Raw genomic sequence first — 13,715 nt, 5'->3', positions numbered from 1 at the left:
AAACTAGAAAGCAACACATGAACGGTATTATCAATTTAAAAAAAGAAGCGGGGATGACTTCGCATGATGCGGTTTTTAAACTGCGTAAGATTTTGGGAACCAAGAAGATTGGTCATGGTGGGACCTTGGATCCGGATGTGGTGGGTGTTTTGCCGATTGCGGTTGGTAAGGCGACCCGCATGGTCGAGTTCATGCAGGATGAGGGTAAGGTCTATGAGGGGGAGATCACTCTTGGTTATTCAACGACGACTGAGGATGCCAGTGGAGAAGTGGTTGCAGAGACCCCTGTTTTGTCGCCCTTGGATGAAACCACTGTCGATAAAGCGATTGCAAGTCTGACTGGGCCTATTACTCAGATTCCGCCTATGTATTCGGCTGTCAAGGTTAATGGTCGCAAGCTCTATGAGTATGCGCGTGCAGGTCAGGAAGTGGAGCGTCCAGAACGTCAGGTGACTATTTATCAATTTGAGAGGACGAGTTCGATTTCTTATGAGGATCACCTCGCACGTTTTACCTTTCGTGTAAAATGCAGTAAGGGGACTTATATCCGTACCTTGTCTGTTGACTTGGGAGAGAAGCTGGGTTATGCGGCCCATATGTCCCATTTGACTCGGACGAGTGCAGCAGGTTTACAGTTAGAAGATGCCTTGACTTTGAATGGAATTGCTGCAAAAGTGGAGGCCGGTCAACTGGACTTTCTCCATCCTCTTGAAATTGGAATAGGGGACCTTGTCAAAGTTTTCCTAAGTCCAGAAGAGGCTACAGAAGTGCGCTTTGGTCGTTTTATTGAGTTAGACCAAACAAACAAAGAATTGGCTGCCTTTGAAGGTGATAAATTGCTTGCCATTTTAGAAAAAAGGGACAATTTCTACAAACCAAGAAAGGTTTTTGGCTAGTCTAACTGGAGTATGGGGATGGATTTGTTTCCCCTAGACTATCCAAATCAGACTATAAATTTTGCAAAAAATGTGATAGAATAGACGACGGATAAAAAAACGGAGGATAGCATGCAAAATAGACCAATCATTATCGGAGTGACAGGTGGTTCTGGTGGTGGTAAAACCAGTGTTTCAAGAGCCATTTTATCGCATTTTCCTGATGAAAAGATTTCCATGATTGAGCATGATTCATACTACAAGGATCAGTCTCACTTGACTTTTGAAGAGCGTGTCAAAACCAACTATGACCATCCATTTGCCTTTGATACAGACTTGATGATCGAGCAGATTAAGGAATTGTTGGCAGGACGTCCGGTGGACATTCCAACTTATGACTATACAGAGCATACGCGGAGTAGCAAGACCTATCGTCAGGAGCCTCAGGATGTCTTTATCGTTGAGGGGATTCTGGTCTTGGAGGATAAGCGCCTGCGCGATTTGATGGATATCAAGATTTTTGTGGATACAGATGATGATGTGCGTATTATTCGTCGGATCAAGCGTGATATGGAAGAGCGTGGACGTAGCCTTGACAGTGTCATTGATCAGTACTTAGGTGTGGTCAAACCTATGTACCACCAGTTTATCGAGCCGACCAAACGGTATGCCGATATCGTCATTCCTGAAGGGGTCAGCAATACCGTTGCTATCGACCTTTTGACCACCAAAATTGCAAAGATTTTGGAAGAAGCACGAAACAGCAAATAATCAGATGAGGAGGCCTAGCCTCCTTTTTCTATTTTTCCTTTAGTTTCAGTAGGAAAAAGGTGATTTTTAAGCATGTTTTTGGTATAATAATACCCGTGGAAAAGCAAGAAAATGAATAGTAGGTGGAGATGGAAAAGTATTTATCGGTAACAACTTTGACCAAGTATCTGAAAATGAAATTCGATAAAGACCCTTACTTGGAACGGGTCTATTTAACTGGTCAAGTTTCCAACTTTCGTAAACGACCTACTCACCAATATTTCTCCTTAAAAGATGATCATGCAGTTATTCAAGCGACCATCTGGTCTGGGATTTATCAAAAATTAGGTTTCGACCTCGAAGAGGGAATGAAAATCAATGTGATTGGGCGTGTGCAGGTCTATGAACCCAGCGGGAGCTACTCTATCATCATTGAAAAAGCTGAGCCTGATGGGGTTGGGGCGCTTGCGATTCAGTTTGAACAACTTAAGAAAAAATTGACGGAAGAAGGTCTATTTCAAGAGAGATTCAAGCAACCTCTTCCCCAGTTTGCTAAGCGAATTGGAGTGGTGACCAGTCGTAGTGGAGCCGTTATTCGAGATATCATCACGACCGTCAGCAGACGTTTTCCTGGTGTTGATATCCTTCTCTATCCGACCAAGGTACAAGGTGATGGAGCAGCGGAGGAAATTGCTCGAAATATTGCGCGTGCCAATCAACGTGAGGGCCTAGATGTTCTCATCATTGGTCGTGGTGGTGGTTCCATCGAGGATCTCTGGGCCTTTAACGAAGAGATTGTGGTACGAGCTATTTTTGAATCCCGTTTGCCCATCATCTCTAGTGTTGGTCATGAGACAGATGTGACCTTGGCAGACTTTGTGGCTGATCGTCGTGCTGCGACGCCAACAGCTGCAGCTGAACTGGCAACACCTGTAACAAAGTTGGATCTCTTGACCCATTTGCAAAATCAAGAAAAACGGATGGCGACAGCAGTTCAGAATGTCTTGTCAAAGAAAAAAGAAGCTTTGAAAAAATGCAGTCAGTCAATCATCTTTAGACAGCCAGAGCGCTTGTATGACGGCTATTTGCAACGGTTGGACCAACTGCAACTGCGTTTAAAACAAAGTTTGCGAACACGGATTTCTGATAACAAACAGCTAGTGCAAGCAAGGACGCATCAACTAGTCCAATTATCACCTATAACCAAAATCCAGCGTTATCAAGACCGTCTAGGTCAGTTGGACAAGCTCCTACGTAGCCAAATGGCGCTTGTTTATGATGCCAAAGTCGCTGAAGTCAAGCGACTTTCAGAAGCCTTACTGATGTTGGATACCAGTCGAATCGTGGCGCGTGGTTATGCAATTGTCAAAAAAGAAGAGTCAGTAGTAGATTCGGTTGAGATGTTGAATAAAAAAGACCAAGTGACGCTTTTGATGCGAGATGGTCAAGTAGAATTAGAGGTTAAAGATGTCAAAACAAAAGAAATTTGAGGAAAATCTAGCAGAACTGGAGACCATTGTCCAAAGTTTAGAAAATGGTGAAATCGCTCTGGAAGATGCAATTGCGGCCTTTCAAAAGGGCATGGTCTTGTCAAAAGAGCTCCAAGCGACGCTGGACAAGGCTGAAAAGACCTTGGTCAAGGTCATGCAAGAAGACGAAACAGAAAGTGATTTTGAATGAAGAAGCAAGAAAAATTAGCTCTTGTCGAGTCTGCCTTGGAAGTTTTTTATGGAGACCAGCAGTTTGCTTCTAGTTTACGAGAGTCTGTTCTCTATTCCATTCATGCTGGTGGCAAGCGTATTCGGCCTTTTCTCTTGCTAGAAGTTCTGGAAGCCTTGCAAGTAGTTATCCAACCAGCACATGCTCAGGTGGCTGCGGCCTTGGAAATGATTCATACAGGGAGCTTGATTCACGATGATCTTCCAGCCATGGATGATGACGATTACCGTCGGGGACGTCTAACTAATCATAAGAAATTTGGCGAAGCGATGGCAATATTGGCAGGAGATGCTTTGTTCCTAGATCCCTATGCCTTAATAGCGCAGGCAGATTTGCCAAGTCAGATCAAGGTGGACTTGATTGCCAACTTATCTCTTGCATCAGGTAGTCTAGGCATGGTAGCAGGTCAGGTTCTGGACATGGAGGGCGAACACCAGCACTTGTCCTTGGAAGAGCTCCAGACCATTCATGCCAATAAAACAGGTAAGTTACTAGCCTATCCATTCCAAGCGGCTGCTATCATAGCTGAATTAGCACCAGAAATCCAAGCAAAATTGAAAATGGTTGGTGAATTAATTGGGCTGGCCTTTCAAGTTCGAGATGATGTGCTGGATGTGACAGCTAGTTTTGAGGAAATCGGTAAGACTCCACAAAAGGATTTGCAGGCAGAAAAGTCAACCTATCCTGCCTTGTTGGGCTTGGAAGAGGCCATTGCCTTTTGTAACCAAACTCTGGATCAAGCCAAGGCTAAATTAGAAGAAATTGCCCAGCAGGTTCCCTTTGAAACAGAATCGATTGTGAAAGTAGTAGAAAGTTTGAGAATCAATGGCTAAGGAAAGAGTGGATGTACTAGCTTATAAACAGGGCTTGTTTGAAACGCGAGAACAGGCCAAGCGCGGCGTCATGGCTGGACTAGTCGTAGCAGTTCTTAATGGAGAACGCTTTGATAAACCAGGAGAAAAAATCCCAGATGACACTGAGCTAAAACTCAAAGGTGAAAAACTCAAGTATGTTAGCCGAGGTGGTCTAAAACTGGAGAAGGCCTTGCAAGTCTTTGATTTGTCAGTGGATGGGGCGACCACGATTGATATTGGGGCTTCTACTGGTGGCTTTACCGATGTCATGTTGCAGAATGGTGCTGAGCTTGTCTACGCGGTGGATGTTGGCACCAATCAGTTGGCTTGGAAATTGCGCCAAGATCCTCGGGTTGTCAGCATGGAGCAGTTTAATTTCCGCTATGCAGAAAAGACTGACTTTGAGCAGGAACCAAGTTTTGCCAGTATTGATGTAAGTTTCATTTCCCTTAGTCTGATCCTGCCTGCCTTGCACCGTGTCTTGGCTGATCAAGGTCAGGTGGTAGCACTTGTCAAACCTCAGTTTGAAGCAGGTCGTGAGCAAATCGGGAAAAATGGGATCATTCGCGATGCCAAGGTTCATCAAACTGTCCTTGAATCTGTCACTGCTATGGCGGTTGAACAAGGCTTTTCTGTGCTTGGATTAGACTATTCACCAATCCAAGGAGGACATGGAAACATCGAATTTCTGGCATATTTGAAAAAGGAAGAGGGAGCAAGCAATCAAGTTGTTCCCGAAATAGAAAAAGTTGTAGAGAGAGCACATAGAGAATTTAAAGATGAATAAAAAAGAGAGACTTGAAAAAATTAGAAGATTTGTTACGGATTATCAGATCGGGACTCAGGAAGAAATTGTTGAGTACTTGAGGGAAGCAGGTATTTCTGCTACTCAAGCTACTGTCTCAAGGGACATCAAAGAACTTGGAATTGTTAAAATTCCTTTGAAGAACAACACCTATATCTATGAGTTGCCAAAATCAATCGTCAAAAGTTTGCAGTTGGCTGAGGACAATATTGTGAGTTCTGAGTTAATGGGAAATATGATCAACCTTTCTGTCATTCCTGGAAATACTATTTTTGTGAAGAGTCAGTTGGTCGAAGCATTTCCTGAACAGATTTTTAGCTGTCTAGCTGATGATGATTCTATCTTAATTGTAGCTAGAACAGCAGAGGCAGCTGAAGAAATTGTTGAACAAGTCAAAAAATGGTAGGTCAGTATGTTACTTGAAATTTCAATAAAAAACTTTGCCATTATTGAGGCGATTTCGCTCAATTTTGAAAAGGGTATGACTGTTTTGACTGGGGAAACGGGTGCCGGAAAGTCTATCATTATCGACGCTATGAATCTCATGTTGGGGGCTCGTGCAACGATAGACGTTATTCGTCATGGTGCGCCAAAGGCGGAGATTGAAGGACTTTTTTCGGTTGAAAACAGTCGCCTTTTACAGGAACTTTTTGATGAGCAAGGTTTGGAAATGGGTGATGAAATTATCATCCGGCGGGAAATTTTGCAAAATGGTCGTAGTGTTAGTCGCGTGAATGGTCAGATGGTCAATCTGTCTGTCTTGCGTGCCATTGGGCAACACCTTGTGGATATCCATGGTCAACATGACCAAGAGGAGTTAATGCGTCCACAGCTTCACATCCAGATGTTGGATGAGTTTGGTGATGTAGCTTTCTTGGAGCTGAAGGAGACCTATCAGACGAGCTTTGATGCCTATCGCAAAAAGCGTAAGCAGGTTCTAGAAGTCAAGAAAAACCAGCAGGAACATAAGGCTCGTATTGAGATGTTGGAATTTCAAATGGCAGAGATTGAGGCAGCGAACTTGCAGGCTAGTGAAGACTTGGCTCTCAACCAAGAACGAGATAAACTCCTCAATCATAAGAATATTGCAGATACGCTAACCAATGCTTATAGTATGTTGGACAATGAGGAATTCTCCAGTCTTGCTAATGTCCGTTCAGCCATGAATGACATGGAAAGTGTTGAAGAATACGATCCTGAATACCGTGAAATTTCAAGTTCTCTATCAGAAACCTACTATGTTTTAGAAGATATTACAAAGCGTTTGGAAGATATTATTGAAGACTTGGATTTTGATGGCAATCGCCTCATGCAGGTCGAAAATCGTTTAGACCTTCTGAATACTATTACCCGCAAGTACGGTGGGACTGTAGACGATGTCTTGCTTTACTTTGCTAAGATTACGGATGAGTACAATCTCTTAACTGGAAATAACCTTTCTTCCGAAGATATGGAAGCAGAGCTCAAAAAATTGGAAGTCAATCTTGTTGATTTGGCAGGGAAGCTTGCAACAGCTCGTCATGATTTGGCCCTGCAGCTAGAAGCTGAGATAAAACAAGAGTTGCAAGATCTTTATATGGAGAAGGCTCAATTCCAAGTTCGCTTTAGTAAGAGCAAGTTCAGCCGTGAAGGAAATGAAGCAGTTGAGTTTTACATTTCAACCAACCCTGGTGAAGACTTTAAACCTTTGGTCAAGGTGGCGTCTGGAGGAGAACTGTCTCGCCTCATGCTAGCTATTAAATCCGCCTTTTCTCGTAAAGAAGTCAAGACTAGTATTGTCTTTGATGAGGTGGATACGGGAGTTTCAGGTCGTGTGGCCCAAGCTATTGCTCAGAAGATTCATAAGATTGGCCAGCATGGTCAGGTTCTTGCTATTTCTCACCTTCCACAAGTAATTGCCATCGCGGATTATCAATTCTTTATTGAGAAGATTAGCGATGAGCACTCAACGGTGTCGACGGTTCGTCTCTTGACTTTAGAAGAGCGAGTAGAGGAAGTCGCTAAAATGCTGGCTGGGGAAAATGTAACCGAAGCGGCCCTTACCCAAGCGAGAGAATTATTGCAAACGAGGAAGAAATAAATGACAGACTATTATGTAATTGGAGATGTTCACGGGAAGGCAGGTATGCTGGAAGATCTGCTCAAGACCTGGAATGGTCAAACTCAGTTGCTCTTTCTAGGGGATTTGATTGACCGAGGTGAAGATAGTCGCCGTGTTCTAGAAATGGTCAAGGACTTGGTCGACAATCAAGGGGCTATCTGTCTATCAGGAAACCACGAGTATATGTTTCTGACTTGGATCGATGACCCAGAAGAAAGCTATGACCATTATCGTCGCAATGGTGGAGATACAACTATTAACTCAATCCTAGGTCGTCCCTTGGATGCACCAGTTGATGGCGTAGAAGATGCCAAACGGGTTGAGACAGAAGCAGCCGATTTGGTCGAATTTATTCGTCAAATGCCATTTGTGGTAGAGACAGACAAGTATATCTTTGTTCATGCGGGTATTGACTTGACCTTGGATGATTGGCATGAAACTACAGATTATAAGAAAGTCTGGCTCAGAAAGCCATTTCACGAAGCCGAAAATCATACTGGGAAAATCATTGTCTTTGGGCATACACCAGTTTATGGCTTACTGAAGCAAGACCGAGGTACTGCTGAGCTTTGGATGACAGAAGATGGCAAGATTGGCATGGATGGAGGAGCTGTCTATGGTGGTGTCCTTCATGGAATCGTCTTTACTGACCAAGGAATGACAGAACACCACTTTATCGAAAATGATGGTTTTGTTGCCGAAGATTAGTACTCCTAGCAGGGTATGGTCTTGTCAAAATGTTAAAAACAATTTATAATTAATAGATACCCTGAAAGGAAGAGCATCATGAACTTAGAAGATTTGAAAAAACGACAGGAGAAGATTCGGAACTTCTCTATTATCGCCCATATTGACCATGGGAAATCAACCCTAGCAGACCGCATTTTGGAAAAGACGGAGACGGTTTCTAGTCGTGAAATGCAAGCCCAGCTTCTGGATAGTATGGATCTTGAGCGTGAACGTGGGATTACCATTAAACTCAATGCTATTGAGCTCAATTACACTGCAAAAGATGGGGAAACTTATATTTTCCACTTGATTGACACACCTGGGCACGTGGACTTTACCTATGAAGTGTCGCGTTCGCTAGCTGCCTGTGAAGGAGCGATTTTGGTGGTTGATGCGGCCCAAGGGATTGAGGCTCAAACACTTGCCAACGTTTATCTAGCCTTGGACAATGATTTGGAAATTCTGCCCGTCATTAACAAAATTGACCTACCAGCAGCTGATCCAGAGCGTGTACGTACAGAGATTGAGGATGTCATCGGACTGGATGCCAGCGAAGCGGTCTTAGCTTCAGCCAAAGCTGGTATTGGTATTGAAGAAATTCTTGAGCAGATCGTAGAGAAAGTTCCCGCACCAACAGGAGATGTAACGGCACCACTCAAGGCCTTGATTTTCGACTCAGTTTATGATGCTTATCGCGGGGTTATTCTCCAAGTGCGTGTTATGGACGGAGTGGTCAAACCTGGCGATAAGATTCAGCTCATGAGCAATGGAAAGACCTTTGATGTGACGGAAGTTGGTATTTTTACACCGAAAGCAGTCGGGCGCGATTTCCTAGCGACAGGTGACGTTGGTTATATTGCAGCTTCCATCAAGACGGTTCAAGACACTCGTGTGGGTGATACAGTGACCCTAGCAAGCAATCCTGCAGCAGAACCACTAGACGGCTACAAGCAAATGAACCCTATGGTCTTTGCAGGTCTTTATCCAATTGAGTCAAACAAGTACAATGACCTTCGTGAAGCCCTAGAAAAATTGCAGCTCAACGATGCCAGCCTGCAGTTTGAACCTGAAACATCGCAGGCGCTTGGATTTGGTTTCCGTTGTGGATTCCTTGGGCTTCTCCATATGGATGTTATCCAAGAGCGTTTAGAGCGTGAGTTCAACATTGACCTCATCATGACAGCTCCATCTGTTATCTATAAGGTTAACCAAACTGACGGTGAGTCTATGGATGTGTCTAACCCCTCTGAATTTCCAGATCCAACCAAGATTGCGACTATTGAAGAGCCTTATGTCAAGGCGCAAATCATGGTACCGCAGGAGTTTGTCGGAGCAGTTATGGAACTAGCTCAGCGCAAGCGTGGGGACTTTGTAACCATGGACTATATTGATGATAATCGTGTCAATGTCATCTATCAAATTCCACTTGCTGAAATCGTCTTTGACTTCTTTGATAAGCTCAAGTCTTCGACACGTGGTTATGCAAGCTTTGACTACGAATTGTCAGAGTACCGCCCATCTAAACTGGTCAAAATGGATATCCTTCTCAATGGTGATAAGGTCGATGCCCTTAGTTTTATCGTTCACAAGGATTTTGCCTACGAACGTGGGAAACTCATTGTTGATAAGCTCAAGAAAATCATCCCTCGTCAACAATTTGAGGTTCCGATTCAAGCAGCTATTGGGCACAAGATCGTGGCTCGTACAGATATCAAGGCCCTTCGTAAGAACGTACTTGCCAAGTGTTACGGTGGTGACGTTTCTCGTAAACGCAAACTCCTTGAAAAACAAAAAGCTGGTAAGAAACGCATGAAAGCTATCGGCTCAGTAGAAGTCCCACAAGAAGCCTTCCTCAGCGTCTTGAGCATGGATGAAGAATAGAATTATAAAATAAAACTCTTGAAGATTTTTCAAGAGTTTTTGCTTTAAATATGAGCTATAAAATCGGAAGCTAACAGAATCGATTAGGTTAGAATTTGACAGAAGTCCTTATTTTTCTTATAATGCAGATGGAAAGGTGGTAGGATGAAAAAATTATTAATTTTAGGTACTGTAGTTACTGCTAGTGTTTTTCTAGCTTCATGCTCCAATAATTCGCAAACAGCAACCGAAGAAAGTTCGACTGCAGTTGTTAGTTCTTCTAGCAGTCAGGAAACAAGTAGTTCTAGTTCTGCTGTTTCTGAAGCGAAAAAGGAAGAGACGCAAATCATCGGCTCGAATGAATATGGTTTTGTCAAGGTACCCAAATCATGGGTTCAATTCCATGAAGTAGAAGGTGGAAATGATATACAGTATAGTGATGGAACAGATATCAACATTGTTACGCTGAATACCTTCAAGGCTGAGCAGTTCAATATCAGCGAAGAAGAATATGCTAAACTGGATGTTGTGACTGTCTCATCTAGTATTTTAACTTCCAAAGAACAAAGCTCTGATTTCAGTAAGGTTTGGGGCTCCAAATCGACCATTGGAGGTTATGAAGCCTATGTTGTCAATGCAATTGCTAAATCAGGTAAATACCTCGTTACCTGGGTTTTCCGATCAAATGATGGTAAAATCCGCTATGTTTCACTTGAAGGGGATGGGGAAACTTTAAAAACAATCTTACCGATGGTTGAAAGTAGCTGGTCAACTACTAAAGCTGAATAAATGAAAAAAAAGAAGATCCTTGGTCTTCTTTTTATTTTTTTTTACGAATAGATAGATGAGTAGAAAAAGAAATGGAGTTGTATATGAAGATCACAAACTATGAGATTTACAAATTGAGAAAAGCTGGGCTGAGCAATCAACAAATTTTAACAGTTCTTGAATACGACGAGACTGTAGATCAGGAGCTCTTGCTAGGTGATATTGCAGAAATATCCGGGTGCCGTAATCCTGCTGTTTTTATGGAACGCTATTTCCAGATAGATGATGCCCAGTTGGAGAAGGAGTTTCAGAAATTTCCATCCTTTTCTATTCTTGATGACTGTTATCCTTGGGATCTGAGTGAGATTTATGATGCTCCAGTGCTCTTGTTTTATAAAGGAAATCTAGACTTGTTGAAATTTCCAAAGGTTGCTGTTGTAGGGAGTCGTTCATGTTCTAGTCAGGGGGCAAAGTCGGTTCAGAAAGTCATTCAAGGTTTGGAAAACGAGTTAATCGTGGTCAGTGGTTTAGCTAAAGGAATTGATACAGCTGCCCATATGGCTGCACTCCAGAATGGAGGAAGAACAATTGCTGTCATTGGAACAGGATTGGATGTTTTCTATCCCCGAGCCAATAAACGTTTGCAGGAACACATTGGCAATCACCATTTGGTACTTAGCGAGTACGGACCTGGTGAAGAGCCCTTGAAATTTCACTTTCCAGCTCGTAATCGCATCATTGCTGGCCTTTGCCGTGGTGTGATTGTAGCAGAGGCAAGGATGCGTTCTGGTAGTCTCATCACCTGTGAGCGAGCTATGGAAGAAGGGCGTGATGTCTTTGCCATTCCGGGAAACATTTTAGATGGCCATTCAGATGGCTGTCACCACCTGATCCAAGAGGGGGCAAAGCTGATTTCCAGTGGTCAAGATGTGCTGGCTGAGTTTGAATTTTAAGGAGAAATTTGTTCACACAGATAAACTTTTCTTCTATATATAGGACTTAGGTCTTGACAGCTATAGAAAAATGGTTTACACTTTATAAAGTTTATTACTTTGAAAAGGTGTGATAGTGTGGCTACGGCAACAAAGAAGAAAAAATCAACAGTTAAGAAAAATCTAGTCATCGTGGAGTCGCCTGCCAAGGCGAAAACGATTGAGAAATATCTAGGCAGAAATTACAAGGTTTTAGCCAGTGTCGGGCATATTCGTGATTTGAAGAAATCCAGTATGTCTGTTGACATTGAAAATAACTACGAACCACAGTATATCAATATCCGAGGCAAGGGTCCTCTCATCAATGATCTGAAAAAAGAAGCCAAAAAGGCCAATAAAGTCTTTCTGGCGAGTGACCCGGACCGTGAAGGAGAAGCGATTTCCTGGCATTTGGCTCACATTCTCAACTTGGATGAAAATGATGCCAACCGTGTGGTCTTTAATGAAATCACCAAGGACGCAGTAAAAAATGCCTTTAAAGAACCTCGCAAGATTGATATGGACTTGGTCGACGCCCAACAAGCTCGTCGTGTCTTGGACCGCTTGGTAGGCTATTCGATTTCGCCAATTTTGTGGAAAAAGGTCAAGAAGGGCTTATCAGCAGGGCGTGTGCAGTCGGTTGCTCTTAAACTCATCATTGACCGTGAAAATGAAATCAATGCCTTCCAACCGGAAGAATACTGGACAATTGATGGTGTCTTTAAGAAGGGAACCAAACAATTTCAGGCTTCTTTCTATGGTATGAATGGCAAAAAGATGAAATTGACCACCAATGAAGAGGTCAAAGAAGTCTTGTCCCATTTGACTAGTAAAGATTTCATAGTAGACCAGGTAGATAAGAAAGAACGCAAACGCAATGCGCCCCTACCGTATACGACTTCAACCATGCAAATGGATGCGGCTAACAAAATCAATTTCCGTACTCGAAAGACCATGATGGTGGCTCAGCAGCTCTATGAAGGGATCAATATCGGATCAGGTGTGCAAGGTTTGATTACCTATATGCGTACAGACTCGACTCGTATCAGTCCAGTAGCTCAGAATGAGGCGGCTAGCTACATCAACGACCGTTTTGGTAGCAAGTATTCCAAGCATGGTAGCAAGGTCAAGAATGCCTCAGGAGCTCAAGATGCTCACGAAGCCATTCGCCCATCTAGTGTCTTTAACACACCAGAAAGCATCGCTAAGTACTTGGACAAAGACCAGCTCAAGCTCTATACTCTTATCTGGAACCGTTTTGTGGCCAGCCAGATGACAGGCGCTATCTTTGATACCATGGCTGTTAAGCTATCTCAAAATGGAGTTCAGTTTGCGGCAAATGGAAGCCAAGTTAAGTTTGATGGTTATCTTGCTATCTACAACGACTCTGACAAGAACAAGATGTTGCCAGATATGGCTGTTGGAGATGTGGTCAAGCAGGTCAATAGCAAGCCAGAACAACATTTCACTCAACCGCCAGCTCGCTATTCGGAAGCGACTCTTATCAAGACCTTGGAAGAAAATGGAGTTGGACGTCCGTCAACCTACGCTCCGACCATTGAAACCATCCAAAAACGTTACTACGTTCGTCTGGCAGCTAAACGTTTTGAACCAACAGAGTTGGGAGAAATTGTCAATAAACTCATTGTTGAATATTTCCCAGATATCGTAAACGTTACCTTCACAGCTGAGATGGAAGGAAAACTAGATGATGTCGAGGTTGGAAAAGAGCAGTGGCAACGGGTCATTGATGAATTTTATAAACCATTCTCTAAAGAAGTGGCCAAGGCTGAATCCGAAATGGAAAAAATCCAGATCAAGGATGAGCCAGCTGGATTTGACTGTGAAGTTTGTGGTAGTCCAATGGTGATTAAGCTCGGTCGTTTTGGTAAATTCTATGCTTGTAGTAATTTTCCAGACTGCCGTCATACACAAGCGATTGTCAAAGAGATTGGTGTCGAGTGTCCAAGCTGCCATCAAGGACAAATCATTGAACGCAAAACCAAACGCAATCGTATCTTCTATGGTTGCAATCGTTACCCAGAATGTGAATTTACTTCCTGGGACAAACCAATTGGACGTGATTGTCCAAAATGCGGACACTTCCTTGTGGAGAAAAAGGTCCGTGGTGGTGGTAAGCAGGTTGTATGTAGTAATGGCGACTACGAAGAGGAAAAAATTAAATAAAATGAAGAGTCCTGAAAATGAATTTCAGGCTCTTTTTTTGTTGATGCTTGACAAATTTCCCCCTTGTATGCGAAACTAGAGGAAGAGTAATTTATC

Annotated in this window: 13 protein-coding genes; all 13 read left to right on the top strand. The window is 43.1% G+C overall.

The window, feature by feature from the left end; genetic code table 11:
• Positions 1–17 precede the first annotated feature (17 nt).
• Positions 18–896, top strand: a complete 879-nt coding sequence (gene truB / locus HMPREF2991_RS09770) for a tRNA pseudouridine(55) synthase TruB (protein WP_070683993.1) — start codon at positions 18–20, stop codon at positions 894–896.
• 111 nt (positions 897–1,007) lie between these two features.
• Positions 1,008–1,646 carry a uridine kinase gene (udk, locus tag HMPREF2991_RS09765; protein WP_001181376.1) on the top strand — a complete coding sequence of 213 codons (639 nt, stop codon included), beginning with the start codon at positions 1,008–1,010 and terminating at the stop codon, positions 1,644–1,646.
• A 128-nt stretch (positions 1,647–1,774) separates the two neighbouring features.
• Positions 1,775–3,115, top strand: coding sequence for an exodeoxyribonuclease VII large subunit (gene xseA, locus HMPREF2991_RS09760; RefSeq protein ID WP_070683989.1), 1,341 nt, complete (start codon positions 1,775–1,777; stop codon positions 3,113–3,115).
• On the top strand, positions 3,093–3,305 hold the full coding sequence (locus HMPREF2991_RS09755; RefSeq protein ID WP_057487718.1) for an exodeoxyribonuclease VII small subunit: 213 nt from the start codon (positions 3,093–3,095) through the stop codon (positions 3,303–3,305). The genes xseA and HMPREF2991_RS09755 overlap by 23 nt, the downstream gene beginning before the upstream one ends.
• A complete protein-coding gene (locus HMPREF2991_RS09750) occupies positions 3,302–4,177 on the top strand; it encodes a polyprenyl synthetase family protein (RefSeq protein ID WP_070683986.1) in 876 nt (291 codons plus the stop codon). The genes HMPREF2991_RS09755 and HMPREF2991_RS09750 overlap by 4 nt, the downstream gene beginning before the upstream one ends.
• Positions 4,170–4,985, top strand: a complete 816-nt coding sequence (locus tag HMPREF2991_RS09745; protein WP_070683983.1) for a TlyA family RNA methyltransferase — start codon at positions 4,170–4,172, stop codon at positions 4,983–4,985. The genes HMPREF2991_RS09750 and HMPREF2991_RS09745 overlap by 8 nt, the downstream gene beginning before the upstream one ends.
• Positions 4,978–5,409, top strand: coding sequence for an arginine repressor (locus tag HMPREF2991_RS09740; RefSeq protein WP_001034408.1), 432 nt, complete (start codon positions 4,978–4,980; stop codon positions 5,407–5,409). The genes HMPREF2991_RS09745 and HMPREF2991_RS09740 overlap by 8 nt, the downstream gene beginning before the upstream one ends.
• Positions 5,410–5,415: 6 nt before the next feature.
• Entirely contained in the window at positions 5,416–7,083 is a 1,668-nt protein-coding gene (gene recN / locus HMPREF2991_RS09735) for a DNA repair protein RecN (RefSeq protein WP_070683980.1), read from the top strand.
• Positions 7,084–7,812 carry a metallophosphoesterase family protein gene (locus HMPREF2991_RS09730; RefSeq protein ID WP_070683977.1) on the top strand — a complete coding sequence of 243 codons (729 nt, stop codon included), beginning with the start codon at positions 7,084–7,086 and terminating at the stop codon, positions 7,810–7,812.
• Positions 7,813–7,890: 78 nt separating this feature from the next.
• Positions 7,891–9,714 (top strand): translation elongation factor 4, encoded by a 1,824-nt coding sequence (lepA, locus tag HMPREF2991_RS09725; protein WP_001047158.1) that lies wholly within the window; start codon positions 7,891–7,893, stop codon positions 9,712–9,714.
• Between the two features lie 144 nt (positions 9,715–9,858).
• Positions 9,859–10,482: a hypothetical protein gene (locus tag HMPREF2991_RS09720; RefSeq protein WP_070683974.1), complete on the top strand. Its 624-nt coding sequence runs from the start codon at positions 9,859–9,861 to the stop codon at positions 10,480–10,482.
• 83 nt (positions 10,483–10,565) lie between these two features.
• Positions 10,566–11,414 (top strand): DNA-processing protein DprA, encoded by an 849-nt coding sequence (gene dprA, locus HMPREF2991_RS09715; RefSeq protein WP_000705328.1) that lies wholly within the window; start codon positions 10,566–10,568, stop codon positions 11,412–11,414.
• 117 nt (positions 11,415–11,531) lie between these two features.
• The gene (topA, locus tag HMPREF2991_RS09710; RefSeq protein ID WP_070683967.1) at positions 11,532–13,619 is read left to right on the top strand and encodes a type I DNA topoisomerase; all 2,088 of its coding nucleotides are present in this window, start codon (positions 11,532–11,534) and stop codon (positions 13,617–13,619) included.
• Positions 13,620–13,715: the final 96 nt, after the last annotated feature.

The organism is Streptococcus sp. HMSC072D07 (assembly GCF_001814835.1).
Classification (GTDB): Bacteria; Bacillota; Bacilli; order Lactobacillales; family Streptococcaceae; genus Streptococcus.
Note: the sequence above shows the minus strand (reverse complement) of the source record. Positions and strands in the feature narration are given on the sequence as shown.